This is a genomic window from Streptomyces sp. NPDC026377, from assembly GCF_055567715.1.
Map to the genome: position 1 here is coordinate 89,549 of NZ_JBVHPV010000003.1, position 25,897 is coordinate 115,445.

At 71.4% G+C, this 25,897-nt stretch carries 21 protein-coding genes and 2 pseudogenes; 9 read left to right on the forward strand and 14 right to left on the reverse strand.

Features of this window, described 5'->3' with window-relative positions; genetic code table 11:
- Nucleotides 1–9: 9 nt before the first annotated feature.
- The 8 genes from ACZ4MU_RS08100 to ACZ4MU_RS08135 form a co-directional block, all read right to left on the reverse strand.
- A complete protein-coding gene (locus tag ACZ4MU_RS08100; RefSeq protein WP_467872501.1) occupies nucleotides 10–1,524 on the reverse strand; it encodes a glycoside hydrolase family 43 protein in 1,515 nt (504 codons plus the stop codon).
- The gene (locus ACZ4MU_RS08105; protein WP_467872503.1) at nucleotides 1,521–2,393 is read right to left on the reverse strand and encodes a DUF6807 domain-containing protein; all 873 of its coding nucleotides are present in this window, start codon (nucleotides 2,391–2,393) and stop codon (nucleotides 1,521–1,523) included. The genes ACZ4MU_RS08100 and ACZ4MU_RS08105 overlap by 4 nt, the downstream gene beginning before the upstream one ends.
- Nucleotides 2,390–3,592: a Gfo/Idh/MocA family protein gene (locus ACZ4MU_RS08110; protein WP_467872505.1), complete on the reverse strand. Its 1,203-nt coding sequence runs from the start codon at nucleotides 3,590–3,592 to the stop codon at nucleotides 2,390–2,392. The genes ACZ4MU_RS08105 and ACZ4MU_RS08110 overlap by 4 nt, the downstream gene beginning before the upstream one ends.
- Nucleotides 3,589–4,494, reverse strand: coding sequence for a carbohydrate ABC transporter permease (locus ACZ4MU_RS08115; RefSeq protein ID WP_467872507.1), 906 nt, complete (start codon nucleotides 4,492–4,494; stop codon nucleotides 3,589–3,591). The genes ACZ4MU_RS08110 and ACZ4MU_RS08115 overlap by 4 nt, the downstream gene beginning before the upstream one ends.
- A complete protein-coding gene (locus ACZ4MU_RS08120) occupies nucleotides 4,491–5,435 on the reverse strand; it encodes a carbohydrate ABC transporter permease (protein ID WP_467872510.1) in 945 nt (314 codons plus the stop codon). Before ACZ4MU_RS08120 ends, ACZ4MU_RS08115 begins: the two co-directional genes overlap by 4 nt.
- Nucleotides 5,436–5,536: 101 nt before the next feature.
- Complete coding sequence (gene araD / locus ACZ4MU_RS08125) at nucleotides 5,537–7,303, reverse strand: L-arabinonate dehydratase (protein WP_467872512.1); 1,767 nt, start codon at nucleotides 7,301–7,303, stop codon at nucleotides 5,537–5,539.
- The gene (locus tag ACZ4MU_RS08130; protein WP_467872514.1) at nucleotides 7,300–8,226 is read right to left on the reverse strand and encodes a dihydrodipicolinate synthase family protein; all 927 of its coding nucleotides are present in this window, start codon (nucleotides 8,224–8,226) and stop codon (nucleotides 7,300–7,302) included. The genes araD and ACZ4MU_RS08130 overlap by 4 nt, the downstream gene beginning before the upstream one ends.
- The gene (locus ACZ4MU_RS08135) at nucleotides 8,223–8,876 is read right to left on the reverse strand and encodes a GntR family transcriptional regulator (RefSeq protein ID WP_467872516.1); all 654 of its coding nucleotides are present in this window, start codon (nucleotides 8,874–8,876) and stop codon (nucleotides 8,223–8,225) included. Before ACZ4MU_RS08135 ends, ACZ4MU_RS08130 begins: the two co-directional genes overlap by 4 nt.
- A 361-nt stretch (nucleotides 8,877–9,237) precedes the next feature.
- Between ACZ4MU_RS08135 and ACZ4MU_RS08140 the strand changes: the two are divergent.
- The 3 genes and pseudogenes from ACZ4MU_RS08140 to ACZ4MU_RS08150 all read left to right on the forward strand — a co-directional run.
- Nucleotides 9,238–10,233, forward strand: a pseudogene (locus ACZ4MU_RS08140) (pectate lyase family protein); the annotation flags it as partial.
- Nucleotides 10,234–10,320: 87 nt separating this feature from the next.
- Nucleotides 10,321–10,968 (forward strand): pectate lyase, encoded by a 648-nt coding sequence (locus tag ACZ4MU_RS08145; protein WP_467873571.1) that lies wholly within the window; start codon nucleotides 10,321–10,323, stop codon nucleotides 10,966–10,968.
- A 197-nt stretch (nucleotides 10,969–11,165) separates the two neighbouring features.
- Nucleotides 11,166–11,738, forward strand: coding sequence for a dihydrofolate reductase family protein (locus ACZ4MU_RS08150; RefSeq protein ID WP_467872518.1), 573 nt, complete (start codon nucleotides 11,166–11,168; stop codon nucleotides 11,736–11,738).
- A gap of 43 nt (nucleotides 11,739–11,781) precedes the next feature.
- On the opposite strand, the gene ACZ4MU_RS08155 is transcribed toward ACZ4MU_RS08150, so the two are convergent.
- Nucleotides 11,782–12,246: a Crp/Fnr family transcriptional regulator gene (locus tag ACZ4MU_RS08155; protein WP_467872520.1), complete on the reverse strand. Its 465-nt coding sequence runs from the start codon at nucleotides 12,244–12,246 to the stop codon at nucleotides 11,782–11,784.
- A gap of 278 nt (nucleotides 12,247–12,524) precedes the next feature.
- Nucleotides 12,525–12,968 (reverse strand): annotated as a pseudogene (locus ACZ4MU_RS08160) (polyphosphate kinase 2 family protein); the annotation flags it as partial.
- A 97-nt stretch (nucleotides 12,969–13,065) separates the two neighbouring features.
- Here ACZ4MU_RS08160 and ACZ4MU_RS08165 point away from each other — a divergent pair.
- Together ACZ4MU_RS08165 and ACZ4MU_RS08170 are read left to right on the forward strand one after the other, a co-directional pair.
- Nucleotides 13,066–15,447 carry a phosphoketolase family protein gene (locus ACZ4MU_RS08165; RefSeq protein WP_467872521.1) on the forward strand — a complete coding sequence of 794 codons (2,382 nt, stop codon included), beginning with the start codon at nucleotides 13,066–13,068 and terminating at the stop codon, nucleotides 15,445–15,447.
- A 403-nt stretch (nucleotides 15,448–15,850) separates the two neighbouring features.
- Nucleotides 15,851–17,821, forward strand: coding sequence for a glycoside hydrolase family 3 protein (locus ACZ4MU_RS08170; RefSeq protein ID WP_467872523.1), 1,971 nt, complete (start codon nucleotides 15,851–15,853; stop codon nucleotides 17,819–17,821).
- Nucleotides 17,822–17,890: 69 nt separating this feature from the next.
- Here ACZ4MU_RS08170 and ACZ4MU_RS08175 read toward each other — a convergent pair whose 3' ends face one another.
- Nucleotides 17,891–19,417, reverse strand: coding sequence for an alpha/beta fold hydrolase (locus ACZ4MU_RS08175; RefSeq protein WP_467872525.1), 1,527 nt, complete (start codon nucleotides 19,415–19,417; stop codon nucleotides 17,891–17,893).
- Nucleotides 19,418–19,556: 139 nt separating this feature from the next.
- On the opposite strand from ACZ4MU_RS08175, the gene ACZ4MU_RS08180 reads away from it, so the two are divergent.
- The 3 genes from ACZ4MU_RS08180 (at nucleotide 19,557) to ACZ4MU_RS08190 (ending at nucleotide 23,475) form a co-directional block, all read left to right on the forward strand.
- A complete protein-coding gene (locus ACZ4MU_RS08180; protein WP_467872527.1) occupies nucleotides 19,557–20,507 on the forward strand; it encodes a MerR family transcriptional regulator in 951 nt (316 codons plus the stop codon).
- A gap of 319 nt (nucleotides 20,508–20,826) precedes the next feature.
- The gene (locus ACZ4MU_RS08185) at nucleotides 20,827–21,726 is read left to right on the forward strand and encodes a methyltransferase domain-containing protein (RefSeq protein WP_467872530.1); all 900 of its coding nucleotides are present in this window, start codon (nucleotides 20,827–20,829) and stop codon (nucleotides 21,724–21,726) included.
- A gap of 336 nt (nucleotides 21,727–22,062) precedes the next feature.
- A complete protein-coding gene (locus ACZ4MU_RS08190) occupies nucleotides 22,063–23,475 on the forward strand; it encodes a family 2B encapsulin nanocompartment shell protein (protein WP_467872532.1) in 1,413 nt (470 codons plus the stop codon).
- Between the two features lie 148 nt (nucleotides 23,476–23,623).
- On the opposite strand, the gene ACZ4MU_RS08195 is transcribed toward ACZ4MU_RS08190, so the two are convergent.
- Both ACZ4MU_RS08195 and ACZ4MU_RS08200 read right to left on the reverse strand, forming a co-directional pair.
- Nucleotides 23,624–24,094, reverse strand: coding sequence for a hypothetical protein (locus ACZ4MU_RS08195; protein WP_467872534.1), 471 nt, complete (start codon nucleotides 24,092–24,094; stop codon nucleotides 23,624–23,626).
- A 106-nt stretch (nucleotides 24,095–24,200) separates the two neighbouring features.
- Nucleotides 24,201–24,689, reverse strand: a complete 489-nt coding sequence (locus ACZ4MU_RS08200; protein ID WP_467873574.1) for an ROK family protein — start codon at nucleotides 24,687–24,689, stop codon at nucleotides 24,201–24,203.
- Here ACZ4MU_RS08200 and ACZ4MU_RS08205 point away from each other — a divergent pair.
- Nucleotides 24,573–24,974, forward strand: coding sequence for a discoidin domain-containing protein (locus tag ACZ4MU_RS08205; RefSeq protein ID WP_467873576.1), 402 nt, complete (start codon nucleotides 24,573–24,575; stop codon nucleotides 24,972–24,974). The genes ACZ4MU_RS08200 and ACZ4MU_RS08205 overlap by 117 nt on opposite strands.
- Before the next feature lie 89 nt (nucleotides 24,975–25,063).
- On the opposite strand, the gene ACZ4MU_RS08210 is transcribed toward ACZ4MU_RS08205, so the two are convergent.
- Nucleotides 25,064–25,810 carry a class I SAM-dependent methyltransferase gene (locus ACZ4MU_RS08210; protein ID WP_467872537.1) on the reverse strand — a complete coding sequence of 249 codons (747 nt, stop codon included), beginning with the start codon at nucleotides 25,808–25,810 and terminating at the stop codon, nucleotides 25,064–25,066.
- Nucleotides 25,811–25,897 lie beyond the last annotated feature (87 nt).

Genomic DNA, 25,897 nt, shown 5'->3' on the forward strand with positions numbered 1-25,897 from the left:
CAGGTGTGCTCAGTCGTAGGTCCGGAAGTGCGTGAACAGGGCCGTGCCGGTGGGTCCTCTGCCCGGGGGTGCCCCGGCGAAGAGCCCCAGAAGGGCGCCCACCCAGCGCCAGGGTGTGGCGGTGAAGACCAGGCCCGAGGGGTGGAACCCGTCCCCGGTGTCCGCGTACAGACGGCAGCGCGCCCCCTCGCCGACCTCGATGCGCAGCCGTACGGAGGCGGACGGTGCCGGGCGCGGTCGCGCGGCGTCCCGTTCCGGTCCGCGCGCCGTGGATTCGGCGAACCGGTGGACGAGGGCCGCCGTACCGTCGGGGCCGCGCTCCAAACCGATCCAGGTGTAGGCGTCACCGACGACGGCGAGCCCGGCCCGGGAGCCCGGTCCGGCGGCGTCCAGGTCAAGGTCCACCTCGACCGTGCGGCACGACAGCGGAAGCCGCTGGGTGAGCAGATGCGGCAGCAGGCGCAGGTCGTGGATGTCGGGGGAGCGCACACAGGCGAGCCGGAGCCCGTCCTGGCTGTGGCTGACGGCCCATCCGGGCCGGGGGTTGGCGGTCCACTGCCACTGGAGTCCGAAGCGGCCGCCGGGGAACAGATCGTCGGTGGCGGGCGCCGACGGCGGCTGCGGGGGCAGATCGGGGAGTGCGTGGGTGAGGACGGGGCTGCCGCCGTCGCCGAGGACCGGCCAGCCGTCCTCGCCCCAGCGCATCGGCTGGAGATGGACGACCCGTCCGTACGCCCCGCGTTGCTGGAAGTGCAGGAACCAGTCCTCGCCGGTGGCGGTGCGGACCCAGCCGCCCTGGTGGGGCCCGTTCACCGGCGTGTCCCCCTGCTCCAGGACGACTCGCTCCTCGTACGGGCCCAGGAAGGAGCGCGAACGGAAGACGGCCTGCCAGCCGTGCGCCACGCCCCCGGCGGGCGCGAAGATCCAGAACCAGCCGTCGTGCCGGTACACCTTCGGGCCTTCGACGGTGAACCAGCCGGGGAGCCGGTCGCCGTCGACCAGCACCTGGCCGTCGTCGAGCAGTTCGGCCCCGTCGGGGCTCATCCGGTGGCCGGTGAGGCGGTTCTTGATGCCGGAGCGCGACTTCGCCCAGGCGTGCACGAGGAACGCCTCGCCGGTGTCCTCGTCCCACAGCGGGCACGGATCGATGAGCCCCTTGCCCGCCTTGATGAGGTGAGGGCGGCTCCAAGGGCCCCTGACATCAGGGGCGTTGACGTGGTGGATGCCGTGGTCGGGGTCGCCCCAGAAGATCCAGAACAGCCCGTCGTGGTGACGGATCGACGGCGCCCACACCCCGCAGTCGTGGCGGGGTACGGAGAAGGCCTCTTCCGGTACGAGCCGGTCGAGGGCGTGCCCGATCAGCCTCCAGTGGACCAGGTCACGCGAGTGCAGCAGCGGCAGGCCGGGTGCGCGGCCGAAGCTGGAGGCGGTCAGATAGAAGTCGTCGCCGACGCGGACGACGTCGGGGTCCGACCAGTCGGCGCCGAGGACGGGGTTGCGGTAGGCCGTGTCGGGCGACGTCATGCGTGCACCGCCTGGGTGACCAGTTCCTGCGCCTCGTCCGCGCCCAACCGGCCGTCCGCGACGACGGTGACCACACGGCGTACCAGCGAGGCGCCGGGCGCGAGGGCCAGCCGCCGGGACGCCGCGAGGGAGGAGCCGACGCCCGGATACTCGGCCGCGCGAACGAACCAGGGATCGCGCCGGGTCTCGGGGGTGCCGCCCGCGAAGACGAGGGTCCAGCTCTCGCCGACCAGCGCCAGCCACCCGGCGGACCGGCCGTGCACGGCGGCCTCACCGGCGGAGTCGGCCGTGAACACCGGGGGAGGCGTCTGCGCCTGGGGGGCGCGCCAGAAGAAACCTCCGTACGCGGCGCCGGGCCGGCCGTTGGTCGCCGGGCTGCCCAGGGTGAGGGGGGTGGGGGAGGGGTTGGTGATGCGGAACGTGAAGTCCAGTGCCCACGCACGGGGGGAGAGACCGGTCACCGAGACCGTGCGGCGCTCGCGCAGCAGGTCGCGGCCGCCCGCCCGCCACCTCAGGTCCTCGGCGAAGCCCTCGGGGTCACAGGCCACGAAGCCCTCGTGCCGCTGGAATCCGTGGTTGTCGAGTTCGGTGGGCCCCTGGTCGCGTACGAAGGTGCGGCCGCCCCAGAAGTTGTGGCCCTCCACGTCCGGCACGGCCACCGAGACACCGGCATGGTGCCGGTGGTCGGCGGGCCGGTACTCGGTGACGGGCGTGCCCGCGAGGGTGGTGACGGGGTGGAGGAAGGGGCGCGGTGCCATACGTGGTTCGCCCTCCGGGCGGAAGGCGTAGTGCGCGACGGGGCGACCCGAGACGCTCAACGTCAGCGAGGCGGGGGAGGAAGGCGCTTCGGCGGAAGTGCGGGAACTCATGACGCGCCCACCCCGCTCCGTGATTGCGCCCAACTACGCCTTTCTGGGCCTGGCTTGGGCGCCCAGGACGCGCCGAGCGCGCTGTAGCCCTTGAGGGTGTCGGCGGAGGCGGCCACCAGGCCGTCGATGCCGTGCACCACTCGGCGTACGGCCCCCGCCCCGTCGGTCGTACGGCTCCACGCCCCGGGCGGCAGTGGCGCCGGATCGGGCGCCGTGCGTACCGCCTCGACCACCTTCATGAAGGCGGCCGTCGACTCCGGTGGGACCAGCAGCGGGGCACCGCCCTCCAGATGGTCCAGGAGGTTGTCGAGGAGGTCGGTGCGGCCGTGGACCGACTCCACGGGGCCGTGTCCCGCGCGTTGCACCAGGACACGGTCCTGCTTGTACCAGAAGGTGATGCGGCCCCGGCTGCCGTGCGCGACGACATACGGCTCGCCCGGACGCTCGGCGCACAGGGTCGCGGCGACGGTGACGCGGTGCCCCGCGACGGTGGTGATGTCCACGCAGGAGGTGTCGTCGGCCTCGATGTCATGGGCGCGGAACAGCTCCGTGCGGATCGCGGCGATGTCCTCGGCACGGGTCGAGCCGTCGAGGGCGAGCGCGGTGGCGACGGCGTGCGCCAGGGGGTTGGTCAGGACCCCGTCGACGACGTCGCTGCCGTTCAGGCGTCGGTGCCCGGCCCAGGGCGCACGGCGGAAGTATGCCTCGTCCCGCGCCCAGGCGCCCGCCGCGCCGACGCCGACGAGCTCGCCGATCGCGCCGTCCGCGATCAGGTCGCGGATCGCGCCGACGGCGTGGGAGCCGAGCGACTGGAAGCCGATCTGGGCGGCGGTGCCGGCCGTGGCGACGGCGTCGCAGATGCGCTGGAACTGCGTGTACGAGGGGGCGGGCGGTTTCTCCAGGAGCAGGTGCGTGCCGTGCTCCGCCGCGATCAGGGCCAGGCCGGTGTGGGTCTGGATCGGGGTGCTGACGACGGCGACACGGGCTCCGGTGGAGGCGAGCAGGGCCGCCAGGTCGCCGGACTGCTCGGGGGTGGCGAAGCCGTCCAGTTCCCCGGGGGCCAGGGGCGCGAGTTCGCAGACCCCGGCCAGGCGCACCCGGCCCCGGCGGGCGAGGCGGCGGAGGTTCTCCAGGTGTCGGCGTCCGTGGCCGCGCGCCCCGGCGAGGACGACGGGGACGGGCTCGCGTCGGGGGCTCATCCCTTCACCGCCCCTGCGCTGAACCCGGTGACCAGCCACTTCTGGATGAAGGCGAAGACCAGGACGACGGGGAGGGCCGAGATGACACCACCGGCGGCGAGCGCGCCGAGGTCGACGCTGTCGGCGCCCATCAAGGTGGCGAGGCCGACCGGGATCGTCTGCTTGTCCTGGTTGCTGAGGAACATCAGCGCGAAGAGGAAGTGGTTCCAGCTGTGGACGAAGGCGAACGAGCCGACGGCTATGAGACCGGGACGCAGCAGCGGCAGGACCACCGCGCAGAAGGCGCGGAAGCGTCCGCAGCCGTCGACCCAGGCGGCCTCCTCCAGCGAGTACGGCACGTTCTTGATGAATCCGCTGATCAGGATCATCGACAGGGGGAGCTGGAAGACGGCTTCGGCGATGATGACGCTGCCCAGCGAGTTGATCATCCGCAGGTCGGCGAAGATCTGGAAGAGCGGCACCAGCATCAGGGCGCCCGGGATGAACTGCGAGCACAGCAGCATCAGCAGGAACCCGCGCTTGATCCTGAAGTCGAAGCGGGCCAGGGCGTAGCCACCGGTGAGCGCGACCACCGTCGTCAGCAGCATCGACACGAACCCGACGATCAGGCTGTTCTGGAAGAAGAGCGCGAAGCTGCGCTCGTTCCACACCTTGTCGAAGTGCTCCAGCGTCAGCGGCCACGGTACGAGCGAGGTGGAGCCGCTGGGCCGGAACGCGAAGAGCAGCATCCAGTAGAAGGGCACGAGGGTGAACAGGAGGTAGAGGCCCAGCGGCAGATAGATCTGCCAGCGGGGCACCTCGTCCCAGGCGCGGCGCCCGGACGGCTCGGCGTCCTGGTGGCGGAGGGGGGTACGGGCCCGGACCGTGGGAGCGGTCCGCGTCTCGGCTTCTTCGGTGATCACTTCTCCTGCCCTCCGAACTTGCTGAGCCGCAGATAGAGCATCGAGAAGAACAGCAGGATGACGAAGGCGATGGAGGTCAGCGCGGAGGCGTAACCGAAGTCGTGCGAGTCGACGGCGATCGAGGCGATGCGCAGCGGCAGGGTGGTGGTCTCGCCCGCCGGTCCGCCGCCGGTGAGGGTGTAGAGCAGGTCCACGTTGTTGAACTCCCACACCGCCCGCAACAGCGTGGACAGGATGATGGCGTCCTTCAAATGCGGCAGGGTGATGTGCAAGAACTGGCGCAGCCGCCCGGCGCCGTCGACCTCCGCGGCTTCGTACAGGTCCTTCGACACGGACTGGAGGTCGGCGAGGATGAGGATCGCGAAGAAGGGCACCCCGCGCCAGAGTTCGGCGGTGACGACGGCGGGGAAGACGGTCGACGTGTCGGAGAGCCAGGACGTGCCGTACGTGCCGACGCCCGCGTCCGCGAGGTAACGGGTGATGCCCGTCTGGGAGTTGTAGATGAGCATCCAGATGGACGAGGTGAGCACCCCCGAGACCGCCCACGGGGAGAAGACGAGCGCGCGGGAGAGCGCGCGGCCCACGAACGTCTGGTTGACGATCAGCGCGAGTCCCAGGCCCAGCAGCAGTTGCAGCACCACTTGGACGACGACCCACTGGAGGCTGAACCCCAGGGTGTGCCAGAACTCGGGGTCGTCGGCGAACGCCCTGGTGAAGTTGTCGAATCCCGCGAAGCCGTTGCGCCACGGTTTGGAGGGGTTGTAGTTCCGCAGGCTGTAGTAGAAGACGCTGAGCACGGGATAGGCGATGAAGCCCAACATCAGAAGAGCGGCCGGCGCGATGAGCAGATAGGGCAGCGTACGCGGGGTGGCTCCGGTGCGACGGGCGGTGCCGGACCGCTTGGGTGGTGGCTGAGCCACGGCGGTGGCGGCTTGGGCCATGACGGATCTCCGTTCGGGCGTGTGCGGGAAAGCGCTTGCCGCACGCTGTTCGAAGTGTCGAACAAAAGAAGAAGTGGGCGGTTGGAGCGGGTGATGGCTGTTCAGCCGGCGTACGGGTCCGGCACCGTGCCGGGACGGGCGAGGAAGGCGAAGTCGCAACCGGTGTCGGCCTGGGTGATCTGGTCGCTGTACAGCGCCCCGTACCCCCGCTCGAACCGGGCGGGCGGCGGCGTCCAGTCGGCCCGTCGGCGGGCCAGCTCCTCGTCGGTCACGTCGAGGTGGAGGCTGCGGGCCGCGACGTCGAGGGTGATGAGGTCCCCGGTGCGGACGAGGGCGAGCGGGCCGCCCACGTGCGACTCGGGCGCGATGTGCAGAACGCACGCCCCGTACGAGGTGCCGCTCATCCGGGCATCGGAGATCCGCACCATGTCCCGCACCCCCTGCTTGAGCAGCTGGTCGGGGATCGGCAGCATGCCGTACTCGGGCATACCGGGACCGCCCTTGGGGCCGGCGCCCCGCAGCACCAGGACGCTGTCGGCCGTGATGCCGAGCGACGGGTCGTTGATGGTGCGCTGGAGCTCGCGGTAGTCGTCGAAGACGACCGCCGGACCGGTGTGCTTGAGCAGGCGCTGCTCGCAGGCGATGTGTTTGATGACGGCGCCGTCCGGACACAGGTTGCCGCGCAGCACCGCGAGTCCGCCCTCGGCGGCGACGGGGTCGGTGCGGGGCCGGATGACGTCGTCGTGGTGGACCTCGGCGGCGGCGAGCTGCTCGCGCAGGGTGTCGTGCGCGACGGTCGGCCGGTCCAGATGGAGCAGGTCGGTGATCCTGGAGAGCAGGGCGGGCAGACCGCCCGCGAAGTGGAAGTCCTCCATGAGGTAGGTGTCGCCGCCCGGCCGCACGTTGGCGAGCACCGGAACGGTCCGGGCGACGCGGTCGAAGTCGTCCAGGGTCAGCTCGACGCCCGCGCGCCGGGCCATCGCGGTCAGATGGATGACGGCGTTGGTGGAGCCGCCCAGCGCGAGGACCGTGGTCACCGCGTCCAGAAAGGCGTCCTCGGTGACAATCGTCGACAACCGCCGCTCTTCGTGGACCAGTTGGACGATCCGCAGCCCCGAGGCGGCCGCCATGCGGTCGTGCTCGGAGGAGACGGCCGGAATGGAGGAGGCGCCGGGAACCGTCACCCCCAGGGCCTCGGCCGCCGCGGTGAGCGTGGAGGCGGTGCCCATCGTCATGCAGTGGCCGGGGGAGCGGGCCAGACCGTTCTCCAGCCCGGCGAGCTCGCAGTCACCGATCAGCCCGGCCCGTTTGTCGTCCCAGTACTTCCACATGTCCGTACCCGAACCCAGCACCTCGCCCCGCCAGTGCCCGGGCAGCATCGGCCCCGCGGGCACGAACACCGCGGGCAGGTCGACGGAGATCGCCCCCATCAGCAGCGCGGGCGTCGACTTGTCGCAGCCGCCCATCAGCACCGCCCCGTCCACCGGATACGAGCGCAGCAGTTCCTCGGTCTCCATGGCGAGGAGGTTGCGGTAGAGCATCGGGGTGGGTTTCTGGAAGGTCTCCGAGAGGGTGGAGACCGGGAATTCGAGAGGGAAGCCCCCGGCCTGCCACACCCCGCGCTTGACCGCCTGCGCGCGCTCACGCAGATGGACGTGGCAGGGGTTGATGTCGGACCAGGTGTTGAGGATCGCGATGACCGGCTTGCCCAGGTGCTCCTCGGGGAGATAGCCGAGCTGGCGGGTGCGGGCGCGGTGGCTGAAGGAGCGCAGCCCGTCGGTGCCGTACCACTGGTGGCTGCGCAGCTCCTCGGGGGCGCGGCGGCGTGGCCGCTCGGCGGAGGAAGGTGCTGACGCGGCGGGTTTCATACGCCCCACCCCGCGACGGCGCCCCAGCCCTCGACGAGGGCCGCGACCTCGGCGCGCCCGGCCGGGTCCAGCGCCCTGCTGGGGGAGCGCACTTGGCGGCGGCACAGACCGAGGACGGCCAGCGCCTCCTTGACCACGGTCACGTTGTTGGCGGAGGAGTCGGCGGCGCGCAGCTCCTCGAAGCGGCGGATCTGTTCCCACACCCGCATCGCGGCCGGATAGTCGCCCGAGCGCAGTGCTTCGAGCATGGTCAGGGAGATCTTGGGCGCGACATTGACCAGGCCGGAGGTGAACCCGGTCGCCCCGGCGGAGAAGTAGGAGGGCGCGTACGGCTCGGCCAGACCGGCCACCCACACGAAGCGCTCCAGACCGGCGTCGCGGGCGAAGGCGGCGAACCGCGCCGCGTCCGGCACCGCGTACTTCACCCCGATCACGTTCGGACACGCCTCGCCCAGCGCCGCCATGTGCTCGCCCGCCAGGCGCGCGTTGCGGATGTACGGCACGATCCCGAGCTCGGGGACGGCTTCCGCGATCGCCCGGTGGTAGTCGACCCAGCCGCCCGCGGTGACATAGGGGTGCACCGGCTGATGCACCATCAGCATGTCGGCGCCCGCCTCCCGGGCGTGCCGGGCGGCGTCGATGGCGGTCGGCACGTCGTGCCCGACGCCGACGACGACCGCGGCCCGCCCACCGGCCTCGGTGACGGTCGACTCGACGACCGTTCTGCGCTCGTGCGGGGTGAGGGCGTAGAACTCCCCGGTGTTGCCGTTCGGGGTCAGCGTCCTCACGCCGTCGTCCAGCAGCCTGCGCAGCAGCGCGCGGTGGGTGTCGTGATCGACGGATCCGTCCTCGGCGAACGGGGTCACGGGGATCGCCACGACATCGGCAAGGGCGAGGCGCATGGACGCGTACGGCGTCGTCATATCGGGACTTCTTCCTGGGCCCGCGGGAAGGCCCGTTCGACGAAGGAGGCGATGTGGGCGCGGAGGGCGCGGGAGGCGCCGTCCGCGTCGCCGGCCAGGGCGAGGCGCAGGATCTCCCGGTGCTCCGCCGCCTCCTGCTCCCAGGACGGATCGGCGGCCCACGCCACCGCGGAGACCAGCGCCGCCTGGTCGCGCACCTCGTCCAGCATCCGGGCGAGCAGCGGATTGCCGCACGGCAGATACAGCGCGCGGTGGAACTCCCGGTTGGCCAGCGAGCGTTCGGCGGTGTCCGCCGCGGTGTCGGCGCGCTCCAGGGCCTCGCGCGCGGAGTCGAGGTCCGCGGCGCCCCGGACGGTGCGGCGCAGCGCCTCGGGTTCGAGGAGTAGCCGTACGTCATACACCTCGCGCGCCATGTCCGCGTCCACCATGCGCACCGTGACGCCCTTGTACTGGTTCATCACGACCAGTCCGGTGCCGGCCAGCGTCTTGAGCGCCTCGCGCACAGGGGTCTTGGACACACCGTAGTGCGCGGCCAGTTCGACCTCCACGAGCGCCTGGCCGGGCGCCAACTGCCCGGTGAGGATGCGGTGTTTGACGGCTTCCAGCACGAACTGGGTCCGGGAGGGGATGGGAGTGGGCACAGAGGTCATGCGCGCCTCTCGACGGTCACGTATCGCGTCTCATATATGACGCATCAGGTACGACGCGATGAAACTAGAGCCGATCCCCGGGCGCGTCAACGGATCTGACGCACCGGCATGAGATGCGGCTGGGGCGTTGACGAGAAAGCGCTTTCCCTCTACGTTCCATTCATCAGTGTGACCCAGGTTGCCGGTCCGCGTGGCACGCGCCGAGAGAACGGCAGTTGCCGTACCTGACCGCGATCAGAGGGCGTCAACTGCTTGAACGACGTTCCGCACACTGAACACCGTGCACCGCTGATCAGTCGGGCTCCACCCCCACGCGCCCGTACCCACGGGCCGGCATCCCGATCCGAAGGGACTCACCCGCATGCGCACGCACGCCCCCCACAAGCGTCCCCGCACCCTTCTTCTGGCCGCCACCGCCGTCGCCGCCACGGCGTTGGCCGGGCTGCCCCACTCCGCTCGGGCCGTCGGCACCGCACCAGTCGGCCTCGCCGCGGAGAACACCCCCGTCGGCTTCGGCGCGGGCACCTCCGGCGGCGGAGCGGCGACACCCGTCACCGTGTCCACCCTCGCCGCCTTCAAGACCGCCGTCACCGGCGACACCGCCAAGGTCGTCAAGGTCAGCGGTCTGATCCCGCTCAGCGGACAGGTTGACGTCGGCTCCAACACCACGGTCCTCGGCGTCGGTTCGGCCTCCGGGCTCACCGGTGGCGGCCTGCGCGTGAAGGAGGAGACCAACGTCGTCATCCGCAATCTGAACATCACCAAACCCGTGGCGCCGGCCGACGGCATCACCGTGCAGAAGTCGACGAAGGTGTGGATCGACCACAACACCTTCTCCTCGGACCGTGACCACGGCAAGGACTACTACGACGGCCTGGTCGACATCACCCACGGCTCCGACCACGTCACCGTCTCCTGGAACACCTTCAAGAACCACTACAAGGGCTCCCTCGTCGGCCACAGCGACAAGAACGCCTCCGAGGACACCGGGCACCTGAGGGTGACGTACCACCACAATCACTTCAGCAACGTCAACTCGCGCCTCCCCAGCCTGCGGTTCGGCACCGGCCACTTCTACGACAACTACGTCGAGGGCGCCGACACCGCCGTCCACTCCCGGATGGGCGCGCAGATGCTCGTCGAGAACAACGTCTTCCGCTCGACGAAGGTCGCCGTGACCACCAGCCGGGACAGCAGCACCGACGGTTACGCCAACCTCCGGGGCAACGACCTCGGCGGCGCCGCCCTGGAGGTCTCCCGGACGGGTTCCTTCACCACCGCGCCCTACGCGTACACCGCCGAGCCCGCCTCGTCCGTCGTCGCGTCGGTGACCGCCGGAGCCGGGGCGGGCGCCCTCACCGGAGCGGCGAACGCGGCCACTCCCGCGACCGCCTCCGCGGCCGCCTGGCCGACCCCCACCACGAGCAGGCCCGTCCCGGCGACCATCGAGGTCTCGGGCCCGTACGACGGGAAGATGCAGCGCTTCTACGGCAGCGGTGACCTCGGAGACGGCGGCCAGAGCGAGAATCAGTCACCGCTGTTCCAGCTGAAGGACGGGGCGGTCCTGTCCAACGTCGTCATCGGCGCGCCCGCCGCCGACGGCATCCACTGCCTGGGCACCTGCACGCTCAAGAACGTGTGGTGGGAGGACGTCGGTGAGGACGCCGCCACCTTCAGGGGCAAGTCCTCCTCCGCCGTCTACCGCGTGGAGGGCGGCGGCGCCAGGAAGGCCTCCGACAAGGTCTTCCAGTTCAACGGCGCCGGCACCCTGAGCGTGACCGGCGGGTTCCAGGTCACCGACTTCGGCAAGCTGGTGCGCAGTTGCGGCAACTGCTCGACCCAGTACCGGCGCCAGGTGGTCGTCGACGACGTGGACGTGACGGCGCCCGGCAAGGCCCTGGTCGGCATCAACAGCAACTACGGGGACAGCGCCACCCTGCGCGGTGTCCGCATCCACGGCGACAGCGGCAAGAAGATCAAGCCGTGCGTGCGCTACGAGGGCAACAACACAGGGGCCGAGCCCAAGGTGCTCGGCAGCGGCCCGGACGGCACGTACTGCCGCTACTCGGCCGCCGACATCATCTACAACTGACATCGCGTGTACTGGAGCCGAGCCGGTGGTCATGGCCGCCGGCTCGGCACATCGCTCCGGCCGATGACTTTCGCCGCGGTCCGCAGTCAGAGATCATGGTCGGTGCGTGCCGGGGCCGCGAGTGCGGTCGGCGCACGCAGCGACATGACCGGTTCGGAACCGGACCATTAGCCACCGCGAACACCGAGGAACCCCAGATGCGCACCCTGATCAGCACGGCTTTCATCTCGCTCGACGGCGTCGTGGAGGCGCCGGGCGGGGAGCCCGGCTACCGCAACTCCGGGTGGACCTTCAAGAACGTCGAGTTCCTGCCGGAGGCGTTCGGGATCAAGGGGCGCGAGCAGAAGGAAGCCACCGCGATGATGATGGGCCGCACCAGCTACGAGGCCTTCAGCGCGGTGTGGCCCGGCATGGAGGACTTCGCGGACTACAAGGAGATGCCGAAGTACGTCGTCTCCACCACGCTCACCGAGGACGACCTGGTGTCCAACTGGGGCGAGACCACGATCCTGCGCTCGGTCGAGGAGGTCGCCGCGCTGAAGGAGACCGAGGGCGGTCCGATCATCGTCCACGGCAGCGCCACGCTGAACCACAGCCTCTCGGACGCCGGCCTGATCGACCGCTACCACCTGCTCGTCTTCCCGCTCCTGCTCGGCGCGGGCAAGCGGCTGTTCAGCGCCACCGACAAGGACGCGCAGAAGCTGAAGCTGGTCGAGCACGAGGCCTACGCCAACGGCCTGCAGAAGAACGTCTTCGACGTGGTCCGCTGACCGCGATCCCCGGCCTCGTTCCCGGCGCTGGGGCGGAGTGCGGTCACAGCACGCTGTCGCTGCCACTGCCGTGCGGCGCGTAGAGATCGAGCAACCGGATGCGGGCCGCGTGGAGGCGGTGGGCGAGAACGCGGCCCACCCACGCTCCGACCGCCGCGGAGAACGCGGTGTCGGCGTCCATCATGGCCCGCACGGACGCCGCGTCGAACTCGTACGTGCGCACCGGCGTCATCGCCTCGGCGCCCAGCTGCCACACGTACGGGCGGAACATCCACGACCAGCCCACCAGCTCGCCGGAGCCGAGCTGTCCGATCACGGCCGGGCGTCTGCCGGGTACGTGCATGTCGAGCGTCACGGTGCCGGAGCGCACGATCCAGAACCGGTCGGCGTGAGCGCCCTCGTTGAAGAGCCGCACCCCGGCGGAGAAGTTGATCTCGCGGGCGATGCTCATGAGGCGTTCGCGGTACTCGACCGGAAGCGCGGTGGTGATCGAGGTCGGATTGCTCATGGACGGCCTCCCTGTCCGGGTTCCTTCCAGTGTGGCCCTGCCGCCGCTTCCGCGCGGGGTGGCGGCGGGGACGGCCGTCCGGCGGTCACGTGGGGTGAGCGAGCCGATACGAAGCGGTGAGGGTGCGCGGGCGCGGGGTCCGGATCCGCCCCTCGCTGCGCAGTGCCCGCAGGGCCCGTCGGCCCGGGCCGGTGCCGGTGGTTCCGGCCCGAACGGCCCTCGCGGGCGAAGCCGGAATCGGGGAAGGTGGAGGACGGCTCCTCAGAGGCCCGCGGCATGTCGGGGACGTAGGTCCGCGGGTTTCCCGGGGGGCGCTCGTAGCCGGTCGAAGGCGGGCGCCGCGGCAGTCGCAGGACTGGCGGCGGAGTCTCCTCGCAGGGAACGGAGGACAGCGGGTGCGCGATCGTGTCCAACCGCGCCCGGCGCTTGTCGTCGCTCTCCACGACGTACCGGGGCGCCTCGCCGATGTCGCTGTGGACCAGCATGTCGTCCTTGGCGCGGGAGTACGCTTCCCAGCGGGTGATCGACGCGAGGCCCATCGGCGGGAGCTTCCAGCGCCGCAACGGGTCCTCCAGCCGGCGCCAAAACCGTTCCTGCTGCTCGGTGTCGCTCACCGAGAACCGGTACTCGCGCGGCAGGATCCCGTCCTCGACCAGCATCCGCTCGAAGACCGGGCACTGACGCGGGAAGCGCTGGTACTCCTCCTGAGCGCGGAAGCCCATCTCGTACCGCTTGCGCGGCAGCGTCGCCGCCTCCGTTCCGGCCATGTCGCCCCCACCCACCCGATGACCCGTCCCGACGACGTCTGGAGCCCCACCCGTGAACCAGGTCGAACACCAGGACGCCACGGTACTTTCCGACGACGAGCTGCGCACCCTGCACGCGCACTGGCGTGCCGCCAACTACCTTGCCGCGGGCCAGATCTACCTGCTGTCCAACCCGCTGCTCACCGAGCCGCTGCGGCCCGAGCACATCAAGCCCCGGCTGCTGGGCCACTGGGGCACCTCGCCCGGTCTGAACCTCGTGTACACCCACCTCAACCGGGTGATCGCAGCGCGCGGGCTCGACGCGCTGTGCGTGTGGGGGCCCGGCCACGGCGGCCCCTCCGTGCTGGCCAACTCCTGGCTGGAGGGCAGCTACAGCGACACCTATCCGGACGTGCCGCGCGACGCGGAGGGGATGGCCCGGCTGTTCCGGCAGTTCTCCTTCCCCGGCGGTGTGCCCAGCCATGTCGCCCCCGAGACGCCCGGTTCCATCCATGAGGGCGGCGAGCTCGGCTACTCGCTCTCCCACGCGTACGGCGCCGCCTTCGACAACCCGGACCTGCTGGTCGCCTGTGTGATCGGCGACGGCGAGGCGGAGACCGGACCACTGGCCGCCTCCTGGCACTCCAACAAGTTCCTCGACCCGGTGCACGACGGCGCGGTGCTCCCGATCCTGCACCTCAACGGCTACAAGATCGCGAACCCGGCCGTGCTCGCCCGTCTCCCGGAAGAGGAACTGGACGCGCTGCTGCGCGGGTACGGGCACGAGCCCGTCCATGTGAGCGGCGACGACCCCCTCCAGGTGCACCGGGCCATGGCCCGCGCCCTCGACGACGCCCTGGACCGGATCGCGTCGGCGCAGCGGGCCGCCCGCGAGGAGGGGGCCACCGAGCGCGTGCGCTGGCCGGTGATCGTCCTGCGCACGCCGAAGGGCTGGACCGGCCCCGCCGAGGTCGACGGCGTACCCGTCGAGGGCACCTGGCGCGCCCACCAGGTCCCGCTGGCCGCAGTCCGCGAGAACCCCGAACACCTGCGGCAACTGGAGAGCTGGCTGCGTTCGTACCGGCCCGAGGAGCTCTTCGGGCCGGACGGACGCCCCACCGCCGACGTGCTCGCCTGCCTCCCCGAGGGTGCCCGGCGGCTCGGTGCCACGCCGCACGCCAACGGCGGACTCCTCCTGCGGGACCTGCCCGTCACCCCGCTCGACGACTTCGCCGTCCCCGTGGACAAGCCCGGCACGACCCTGCACGAGCCGACCCGTATCCTCGGCGACCTCCTCGCCCGGGTGATGAGGGACACGGGCGATCGCCGCGACTTCCGGCTGGTCGGACCGGACGAGACCGCCTCCAACCGGCTCCAGGCCGTCATCGACGTCAGCGGCAAGGCATGGCAGGCCGAGCGGCTTCCCGTCGACGAACACCTCGAACACGGCGGCCGGGTCCTGGAGATCCTGTCGGAACACACCTGCCAGGGGTGGCTGGAGGGCTATCTGCTGACCGGTCGGCACGGACTGTTCTCCTGCTACGAGGCGTTCGTGCACATCGTCGACTCGATGGTCAACCAGCACATCAAATGGCTCAAGACCTCGCGCGAGCTGCCGTGGCGTGCCCCGATCGCCTCCCTCAACTACCTGCTGACCTCGCACGTGTGGCGCCAGGACCACAACGGCTTCTCCCACCAGGACCCCGGCTTCGTCGACCACGTCCTCAACAAGAGCCCCGGGGTCGTCCGCGTCTATCTGCCGCCGGACGCCAACACGCTCCTGTCGGTGGCCGACCACGTGCTGCGCAGCCGTGACTACGTCAACGTCGTCGTCGCGGGCAAGCAGCCCTGCTTCGACTGGCTGTCCATGGACGCCGCCCGCGCCCACTGCGCCCGGGGAGCGGGGACCTGGGAGTGGGCGGGTACGGAGAACGGCGGCGAGCCGGACGTCGTCCTGGCCTGCGCCGGTGACGTACCCACCCAGGAGGTGCTGGCCGCGGCCCAGCTGCTGCGCCGGCACCTGCCCGACCTCGCCGTCCGCGTCGTCAACGTGGTCGACATGACCCGGATGCTGCCGCACGAGGAACACCCGCACGGCATGAGCGACTTCGAGTACGACGGGCTCTTCACCCCGGACAAGCCGGTGATCTTCGCCTACCACGGCTATCCGTGGCTGATCCACCGCCTCGCTTACCGCCGCAACGGCCACGCGAACCTGCATGTGCGCGGCTACAAGGAGTCCGGCACCACGACCACGCCGTTCGACATGGTGGTCCGCAACGACCTGGACCGCTACCGCCTGGTCATGGACGTCATCGACCGCGTCCCCGGCCTCGCGGTGCGCGCTGCCGCCGTACGCCAGTCGATGGCCGACGCCCGCACCCGCCACCACGCCTGGATCCGGGAGCACGGCACGGACCTGCCGGAGGTCGCGGAGTGGACGTGGAACGCCTGACGCCGATGGTCCCCGTCGGCGCGGCCGGCGTTTGACTGATGAATTCACGGCGGTCGCCGCCGGTCACCGTGCTGGTTGCCCCCACAGCCCCGCGGTCCGCCGGTGACCGCCGGGCCGATGTCCGGCTTTCGCTTCGAGAACTGAACGCATGCACACCGCTTGACAGGCAATCAGCGGCGCTGGCTTCATTTATTGCGGCGTAGGTGAGGGGATCGAGCTCGCGTGTCGCCGTACGGATTCTTCTGTACCGGATGTATCAGATGTATCGGAGAGCGGCCTTGGCGCCCGGACCCCGCATCCCTGCCGTACGGAGTCGGGGCCACGGCAGAGCCGCGTTTGCGGGAGCGCTCCCGAACCGCACTTGGATGACACCGTCGCAGCGGCCACACTCAAGGAGCATCACGTGACAGGTCAGCGTCTACGCGGCCCCGCGCCGCACCCCCGCACCGCTCGCCGACGACGGACGGCAGGTCTCCTGCTCACCGCCGCCGCCCTCGTCGCCACGGCGGTCCCGACGGCTCCGGCCCTGGCCGCACCGGACTCCCCGGCCACCGCCCCGCACGGCCGGACGCTGCCGTACCTCAACCCGGAGTTGCCGGTGGCGCGGCGGGTCTCCGACCTTCTCGGCCGGATGACGACGGCGGAGAAGATCGGCCAGATGACGCAGGCCGAACGCGGCTCGGTCGACGCCGAGCCCACCCGTATCACCGACCTCAAACTCGGCTCGCTGCTGTCGGGCGGCGGCTCCACGCCCACGCCCAACACGCCCGAGGCGTGGGCGGACATGGTCGACCGCTACCAGAGGCACGCGCTCGCGACCCGGCTGCACATCCCGCTGCTGTACGGGATCGACTCCGTCCACGGCAACGGCAACCTGGCCGGCGCGACGATCTTCCCGCACAACATCGGCATGGGCGCCACGCGCAACCCCCGGCTGGTCGCCGAGGAGGAGCACATCACGGCCACCGAGACCCGGGCCACCGGCCCGCAGTGGGTGTTCGCGCCGTGTGTGTGCGTGGCCCGCGACGACCGGTGGGGCCGTACGTACGAGAGCTTCGGCGAGGACCCCGCCCTGGTGCAGCGGATGGAGACCGCCATCGACGGCTTCCAGGGCACCCGTGGAACGGACCTGGCCAGGCCCGACCGGGTGCTGGCCACCGTCAAGCACTACGCCGGTGACGGCGACACCACCTACGGCACCTCCACCACCAACGACTACACCATCGACCAGGGAACCACCGTCACCAGCCACCGGCGCTTCGCGGCCGTGGACCTGGCGCCCTACGTCACCGCCGTCCAGGTCCATGGCGTGGGCAGTGTCATGCCCTCGTACTCGTCCGTCCAGTGGACCGATGTGCCCGGCAGCAAGCCGGTCAAGATGAGTGCCAGCAAGGAGCTGCTCACCGACGTCCTGAAGCGGAAGATCGGCTTCGAAGGGTTCCTCATCAGCGACTGGGACGCCATCACCCAGCTGCCGGGCGACTTCGCCACCCAGGTCCGCACCTCGGTCAACGCGGGCATGGACATGTTCATGCAGCCGTACAACGCCCCGCAGTTCGAGCAGGCCCTCACCGCCGAGGTCCAGGCCGGGCGCGTGCGGATGTCCCGCATCGACGACGCCGTCTCCCGCATCCTGCGGGCCAAGTTCCGGCTCGGCCTGTTCGAGCACCCGTACACCGACCGGGCCGACATCGACACCATCGGCTCACCCGCGCACCGGGCCGTGGCCCGCCGTGCGGTGGCTGAGTCCCAGGTCCTGCTGAAGAACGACCACCACACCCTGCCGCTCAGGCCCTCCCAGAGCATCTACGTGGCCGGAGTCAACGCCGACGACCTCGGCAACCAGGCCGGCGGCTGGACGGTGACCTGGCAGGGCCAGTCCGGCAACACCGCCTTCCCGGGCACCACGATTCTGCGGGGCATCCGGCGCGACGCGGAGAACGTCACCTACAGCGCCGACGCCACCGCTCCGATGGCGGGACACGACGTCGGTATCGTCGTCGTCGGGGAGACTCCCTACGCGGAGGGCGTCGGTGACGTCGGCAGGGGCGGCAACACCCTGAACCTCTCCGCCACGGACCGGGCGAACATCGACCGCGTCTGCTCCGCGATCAAGACGTGTCTCGTCCTGGACGTCGCGGGCCGCCCGCAGATCATCACCGACCAACTGCCCAAGGCGGACGCCTTCGTCATGTCCTGGCTCCCGGGCAGCGAGGGCGACGGAGTCGCCGACGTCCTGTTCGGCAAGCGCCCCTTCACCGGCAAGCTCCCCGTCACCTGGCCCCGCAGCGAGGCCCAGGAGCCGATCAACGTCGGTGACGCGGACTACGACCCGCTGTTCCCCTACGGGTACGGCCTGACCACCAGGCGCTGAGCACCGGACGGCCAAGCGCTGGCCCGCCTCCTCGAAACCGGCCGCGCCCCAACGGGCGCGGCCGGGCCGTCAGGCCCGCAGGTGGGCCAGCACGGAGTCCATCGCCCGTTCGACGGCCGCGCGCGCCTCGTCGCCGGGATCGCGCGTCTCGAAGCCGTGGTGGCCCTCGGGGACATCGACCACCTCCACCTCGGCACCGCAGTCCTCGGCGGCGGCAAGGAACTCCTCGACGGTCGTCGCGATCTCCGCCATCTCCCGACCCACCCGCGTCAGCACGATGGGCAGGTCACCCGCCTCGGGCAGGGCGTCCACCGGGCGGAGGCCGCTTTCACCGAAGCCCCAGTTCGGCAGCGGCGCCAGGACCGGATACGTGGCCGCGACGCAGCGCAGCCACGCCGGGGGCGCGCCCAGCCACGGCGCGCAGAGCAGGCCGCCCGCCGAGAAGAACCACAGGGCGATACGGTCCGCGTCGACCCGGGGGTCGGCCCGTACCGCCTCCACCGCCGCCGCGACGTCCCGTGCCGCGAGCGGATAGTCGGTCACGGCGTGCAGCCGGTGGTCCAGCACCGCGCCGACCACGCCTTGCCCCGCCGCGAGGCGCGCGTAACCGGTGAACAAGGGCCAGTCACGCGGGGTGGGCCGGGCGTCGGCGGGCACCGGACCGCCGTGGACGAACAGCACGGCGGGCAGCGGTCCCTCACCGGTGGCCCCGGGGACGTACAGGTCGAGGTGTCCGTTCCTCTCGCGCGGCACCTCGGGTACGTCCAGGGGGAACGGCCGCAGATGGGAGGGGAGTTCGTCGGTGGCCGGGGTCAGCCGGTGTCCCTCGCCCTTGGCCGCCGCCAGCAGGGCGTCGGCCAGCTCGCCGGGGGAGGAGAGCATCGGCCAGTGCCCGGTGGGGAGCTCGAAGAACGACACCCGGGGGTCGACGAGGGCCTGAAGGGCGGAGTGGCCGATGTTCACCAGGTTCTGGAGCAGTTCGATGCCCGCGCCGTTGCCGCTGCACAGCACGGCGCTGGTCGGCACGGCCGCCACCGCGCCCGTCAGACGGAGCGGTTGCAGCAGCGTGCCGAGCGGCTGCGGCGCGGCGAGCCGGGTCAGCCGCTCCAGCGCCTGCTCGGGGACGCCCTCGGTGCTGCCCCACCGCTGCCACTCGACGGCGTCGGCCGGGGCGGGGAGCAGCCCGGCGGCCGCCCCGCCGCCCTGCTCGGCGAGCTTCGCGAGTTCCGCGCGCAGGGCCTGGTCGGGGACGGCGGCCAGGGCCGGGAGCCCGTCCATCGGCATGCCCGCGTCCACGTACACGATCCGCGTGACGCGCCCGGCGCGCCGGTCGGCGGCGCCGAGCACGGGGTGGATGCCGTAGTCGTGGCCGACGAGCACGAGGTCCTGGTCCACGTCGACACTGTCGATCACGGCCAGCACATCGGCGGTGTGCGTTTCCAGATCCGTGCCGGGCGCGGCGGCCACGCGGCGCTCGCCGAGCCCGGTGAGCGTCGGCGCGTGCACCTCGGCACCCGCCGCGCGCAGCCGCGCCACCGTCTCCTCCCATACGTAACCGCCGGTGAACGTGCCGGACACCAGGATGAACGCGGTCATGAAACTTCCCTTCCCTCTTTGCCGGAAACCCCCGTACGCGGCGGTCCGTGCGGTCCGCGCGCGGACGGCACCCCCGTGGTCCTTGATCGGCCGTCCGCGCTCACCGGTACGGTAGGAACTCCCCCTGAGGGAGGTTCAAGTGCCGCTTTCCCACGACGGCCTGTGGAGCATCGGTGAACTCGCCGAGCAGGCCGGCGTCACCGTCAAGACCGTCCGCTTCTATTCCGACCGAGGCCTGCTGCCCGAGGCCGCCCGCAGCGCGGGCGGACACCGCCGATACGGCCCGGCGGCGCTGGACCGGCTCCGGCTGATCCGCTCGCTGCGCGCGCTGGACCTGTCGGTGCCCGAGGTGCGGCGGATCCTCGACGAGGACGACGGCACGGGAGGCGCGGCGCTGGAGGCGGCCGTCGCGGGGCAGTTGCGGGAACTGGGCGAGCACATGCGGGCGTTGCGGTGGCGCGAGGCGGGGCTGCGGCTCGTCCAGGAGTGCGCGCCAGGGGAGCGTGCCGACCGGCTGCGGCTGCTGGGCGCGGTGGCCGCCCCGCCGAGCACGGACCCGCTGGCGCGGTTCTGGCAGGCCTGGCTGCCGCCCCGGATGCCGGTCCGCGCCCGTTCGGCGTTCCTGGACGTGGCGGTCCCGGCACCGCCCGACGATCCGACGCCCGCGCAGGTCCTGGCCTTCGCCCGGCTCAACGCCCTCGTGACCGGGCCGTGCCTCGCCGACGAACTCTGCCAGCCCGCGGCACACACCTCCTCACCGGACTTCCGCCCGGAGGTGCTGTACGCGGGCCTGGCCGAGGCGTACGAGCTGGCGGGCGCGCAGCTGCGCCGGGGGCGCCTCCCCCGCGCGGGGGAGGCGCTGGACTGCTTCGTCGCGGCCTACGCGGCCTCCCAGCTCACCCGCGACACCCCCGGCTTCCGGAGCGCCCTGGGTCCCTGGCTCGCGGCGGACCCGCGGCTCGACCGGTACTGGGAGCTGGTGGCCGAGGTGACCGGCCCCCCGGACGGCCGACCGGCACCCACCCCCGGCGTGGCACACGACTGGCTGCTCGCGGCGCTGTCCGCGCAGACGGCCGAGGCGGCGGCCTGAGCCGCGCGGGCATCAGCGAGAGGCGGGGCAAGGAAGGCACGGACGAGCGGACGCAGGCGTGGTGGTCCGAGGACGACCGATCGGCGGCGGGCCACCCCGCCGCCTGGATCTCCGTCCCCGTGCGGAGGTACCGTCCTCCCAAGGGGACGGTCACAGCCAGAAGTTGGCCGTCGCCTCGGCAGGAGGTACTCATGAGCAGTCGTCAGGACTCGGACGGTCAGGTCGGCGGACCGCACAGCTCACCGGGTGACCCGGGAAACCCCGCTCCGGAGCCCGAGCCCACCCCGCCGCCGGAGGACGACTAGGCGGATACGCCGGCATGACGAGCCGGGTCGACCCGCAGGAGCTGCGCGCGCGCTGCGCCGCCGAACTCGACGGGAAGGAATTCGGCCACTTCCATGGACGGCCCTGGTTGCGTGCCGCGTTCCTGGCGGTGCCGCGCGAGCACTTCGTACCCGATCAGGTGTGGTGGCCCTACCCCCGCGAGGACGGGCTGCACCCGGTCATCGACCGCACCCGGCAGCCCCGTTCGTGGCTGCGGGCCGTCTACTCGGCGCAGGCATCCCTCATCACGCAGGTCGCCGACGGGCGGGTACGGCCGCAGGACGGCCCGACCCGGGAGGCGTTCACCTCGGCCGCCTCGTGCCCGGCCGTCGTGGTCGACATGCTGCACCACCTCGACCCCGGCCCCGACGACACGGCCCTGGAGATCGGTACCGGCACCGGCTACAGCACCGCCGTGCTGGCCCAACGCGTGCCGCCCGCCCGGCTCGTCACGGTGGAGATAGACCGGCGGCTCGCCGATCTGGCCCGGGACAGGCTCGCCCGACTGGGACTGCGGCCGACCGTCATCTGCGCGGACGGCGAGCAGGGGCACCCTCAGAGACGCCCCTACACGAGAATCATCTCGACCGCCGCGGTGCGCCGCGTTCCGCAGGCCTGGCTCGACCAGGCCGCCCCGGGCGCCGTCGTCATCACCCCGCTCAATGGCCCGTTCGGCCACGACGCCCTGCTGCGCCTGGTCGCCGACGGCGAAGGCGGTGCCCAGGGCCGGCTCGTGACGGGCGTGGCGTTCATGAAGATGCGCGGGCAACGCGACGAGCTCCCCTACAGCGAACTCGGCTGGCCAACGGTGCGGGGGCCGTGGCCCGCCTACACCGAGGTCGAATACCGCGTCACCGTGCGCGACGGACACCAGCGGATCTCCCTGGTGGAGTGAGGACTCGGGTCCGGACCCCGACAAGCACCCCGTCCCTGATTCATCGGCAGGTCATGTCCACGGTATCGGCGGTGAGGGGGGATCGGGTGAGCGCGGATTGCCCGTTCACGCCCGTCGCCGCAGGAAAGAGGAAGACAAAAGTGCCGCTTCCCCGAATTGCGCGGGGAATAAGGAAATCGCCCGCCCAAAGTTTGCGCGGCACGCGTCCGAGTTTGGCTGGATCCCGCCCCGTGCCCGCGAGTTGGCACATTCTTTAACTCGTTCGTGTAATAGCGAACTCACCTTCCTTGCGGTCAGGCTGTCCCTGACTGCTCTCCGTTCCAAGGAAGGACCTTCATGTCGGTTGACGCAAGTCCGCAGGAGTCGGTGGACCGGGAACGCGAACAACAGAGTCTCGGTACCGCAGCCGCGCGGAATCTGGCGACCACCACCAAGTCCGCTCCCCAGATGCAGGAGATCAGCTCCCGGTGGCTGCTGCGCATGCTGCCGTGGGTGCAGGTCAAGGGTGGTACGTACCGGGTCAACCGGCGGCTGAGCCACGCGGTGGGTGATGGGCAGGTCACCTTTGTGCAGACCGGTGAGCGGGTCGAGGTCATTCCCGCCGAGCTCGGAGAGCTGCCCGCGCTGCGCGGCTTCACGGACGAGGCGGTGCTGGGGGAGCTGGCGAACCGCTGCGAGCAGCGCGAGTTCGCCGCCGGAGAGGTCATCGCCACCGCCGGGGACGTCGTGGACACGGTGTATCTGCTGGCCCACGGCCGGGTTGAGCGCGTCGGCCCGGGCCCCTACGGAGGCGAGGCGGTGCTGGACGTCCTGGCCGACGGGGCGTACCTCGGTGAGCAGGCGCTGGTCTCGGGCGATGCCACCTGGGACGCCTCGGCCCGGGCGGCGACGGCCTGTACTGTTCTGGCGCTGAGCCGTGCGGACGTGCTCAACCTCGCCGAGCGCGCGACCCCGCTGAGCGATCATCTGACCGCCTATGCCGCGATCCCGGAGCAGCGCACCAACAAGCACGGCGAAGCCGCCATCGACCTGTCGGCCGGCCATGTCGGCGAAGCCGTGATCCCGCACACGTACGTGGACTACGAGAGCGCGCCCCGCGAGTACGAACTCTCCGTCGCCCAGACCGTGCTGAAGGTCCACAGCCGGGTCGCCGACCTCTACAACCAGCCGATGAACCAGACCGAGCAGCAGTTGCGGCTCACCGTCGAGGCGCTGCGCGAGCGCCAGGAGGACGAACTCATCAACAACCGCGAGTTCGGACTGCTCGCCAACTGCGACTACGACCAGCGCCTCCAGCCCCACGACGGCGTCCCCAGCCCCGACGACATGGACGAACTGCTCGCGCGTCGCCGCGGCAACAAGTTCTTCCTCGCCCACCCCAAGGCCATCGCCGCATTCGGCCGCGAGTGCAGCAAACGCGGCCTGGTTCCGGAGTCGGTGGACTTCAACGGCCACCGGATTCCGGCGTGGCGCGGTGTGCCCCTCTTCCCGTGCGGCAAGATCCCCGTCACCCCCCAACGCACCACCTCGATCCTGTGCATGCGTACGGGTGAGGACGAGCAGGGGGTGATCGGTCTGCGCCAGGAGGGGATCCCGGACGAGATCGAGCCGGGTCTGTCGGTCCGGTTCATGGGCATCGACGAGCAGGCGATCATCTCGTACCTCGTCACCGCCTACTACTCGGCCGCGATCCTGGTCCCCGACGCCCTCGGTGTCCTGGAGAACGTGGAAGTCAGCCGCTGGAGCTGATGCCGCTCCCTGTCCGGACGCGTCGTCCGTCCCGGCCCGTCATGTCTGGGCCCGGGACCGCTTCCGGACCGCCGGCCCGCGTGCGGCGCCGCGTCGGGCGCCGTGTCCGGAGCGGTTGCCGCCCGCCCCGGACGGGGACCTCGGGCGGCTAGTGAGCCGAACGGGGGGCGGGCCCGGCGGCCTGCAGGGCGTTCACCGTCTTGACGAGCTCCGCCAGTGTGGCCGGGGGGACCACCTGGTTCGTCGTGGCCTGCTCGTTGAGCGCGCTCGGCGCCGCGGGAGGCTTGGCCGACGACAGACCACCGGTGAGGCTGGACAGCACGTTCTGGAGGGTCTTCACCAGGTTCGTCACGATCGACACCAGTCCGCCGGCGCCTCCGTCGTCGGCGGGCGCCGCAGGCGCGATCTGCGGTGCCAGCGGCGTCTGCGTCTTCCCCTGGGGGACCAGGTCGGCCGCCGGTCCCGCCGGGACGGCCGACCCGGTCGGAACCATGGGCAGGGCCGACGCCGTGATCGGCTGCGGGGTGTCGGCACCGGGACGCGGGGCGGCGGCGGCCGAGGCGACCGGGGTGAGGGTGAGCGCTGCCGTCAGGGCGGCAGCGGTCCATGTGGCACGCATCAGAGACGGTTCTCCGTTCGAGAGGGCGGTGGATCAGGGAGACAGGCATGACGCCGCACTTCCTCAACCACACCGTGCGCCACGACCGCCACCTCAGCCACCGCTCCTACGCCGAATGCGCAGCGTGACCCGACGAGACCACCGTTCGGGTGTACGCCGGGCGAGCGGCCGCCCCACGCCGGCCCGGGTGTACGGGCCCGGCCCGTGACCCGGGAGGCGCCCCCCGAGAGAGTGGCCAGCGTTCCGCCCGGGTCGAGGGCGGCGGCCCCGGCGCCGTAGCGGCCCAGCGCTGTCCCGGACGCCAGGGACTCCAGGCAGCCCACCGTTCCGCAGCCGCACCGCTCCGGCCCGTACGGATCGACGATCTGTGGCCGATCTCCGTACCGATACCGGAGCTCCCGCGAAACAGCCGGTCGCCCAGAACGACGACGCCGCCGACGCCGGTGCCGACGGTGAGGAACGCCATGTACGGGGCGCGGTGGCCGAGGCGGTACTCGGCCCAGCAGGCGGTGTTGGCATCGTTGTCGACGACCGTGGCGCCACGGCCTCCTCCCAGCAGCCCGGCATGTACGCGGGTGCCGCGGTGGACGGCAATGCGGCCACGGCCTGGGTCCCGGACGGCGCGAGCGGCCGGCTGACGACGGACCTCGCCGGGCCCGTCCGCGTCAAGAACGTCACCCCTGCCTGGACCGCGGCCAAGCCCATCGCCTACAGCGTCGAGCTGTCCCTCGACGGCCGGCACTGGACGAGTGCGGTGCGGGACGGCGTACGACTGGCGCGGTACGTACGGGTCACGGTGCACGGTGCCCCGAACGCCAAGGAGTACCCGGGCATCGCGGAGCTGACGGTGAACCGGGCGGGGGCGCAGGAGGAGAGGTGACCGCTGTGGACCTCTCTTCGCGTCGGCAGAGGTGACTCCACCCCGGTCCCGTGAAGAGAGGTCCGGCTACGGATCCGCCGCCGGGCCGGTCAGGCGCGGCAGCGCAGCATCTCCAGCGGCGGGTTCGCGAGGAGGTCCGCCCAGAAGTCCGCTCCGTACTCGCGCACGCCGGCCTCGGAGATCTCCAGCGGCACCCACTCCACCTCGCTGAACCCGGCAGCCCGCAGACACTGCTCATAGACCTCGCGGCGCGGGGCCGCGGCGAGGATGCTGACCGGCTCCGGGTCGAGAAGAGCGGTGACCCGCACCCGCGGCCCCGTCTCGCTCTCCTCGCCGGTGGGCTCGCAGCGGAATCCGTACTTGTCCAGCGGCGGGTTGCCGAACCGGTAGTCGGGCTTCTGGCAGAACAGGTAGAACGATCCTCCCGGTACCAGGTTGCGGTGGATGCCGCGGCACATCCGCTCCATCTCCGCGATGTCCTTGGCGTAGTTGAGGCACTGCACGCCCAGGGCCAGATCGAAAGGCCGGTCGAGCGCCGGGAGTTCGGCCACGTCACCGACCTCGTAGCGCACACCCAGCGGTTCGCCCTGCTCGATCCTGCGCGCGACGGCGATCATCTCGCCGGAGATGTCGACACCGAAGACGTCCGCGGCGCCGCGGCGCCTGAGCTCCCTGCTGTAGAAACCGGTGCCGCACGCCAGGTCCAGAACCGACTTGCCCCGAACGTCGCCGACCAGGCCCAGGACGCTCGGCACCTCCCCGTAACGGATCAGTGGCAGGGACTTGAACCCCTCGAACGCCTCACCGATCTCGTCGTACTGCTGCTGCACGCTCACGTGCTGCCCCCTTGTGTGGATCGACTTGTACGCGGCCACGCCGGACCTCCGGAACCGGAGGATCACCGGCCTCGCGGTCGTGCCAGA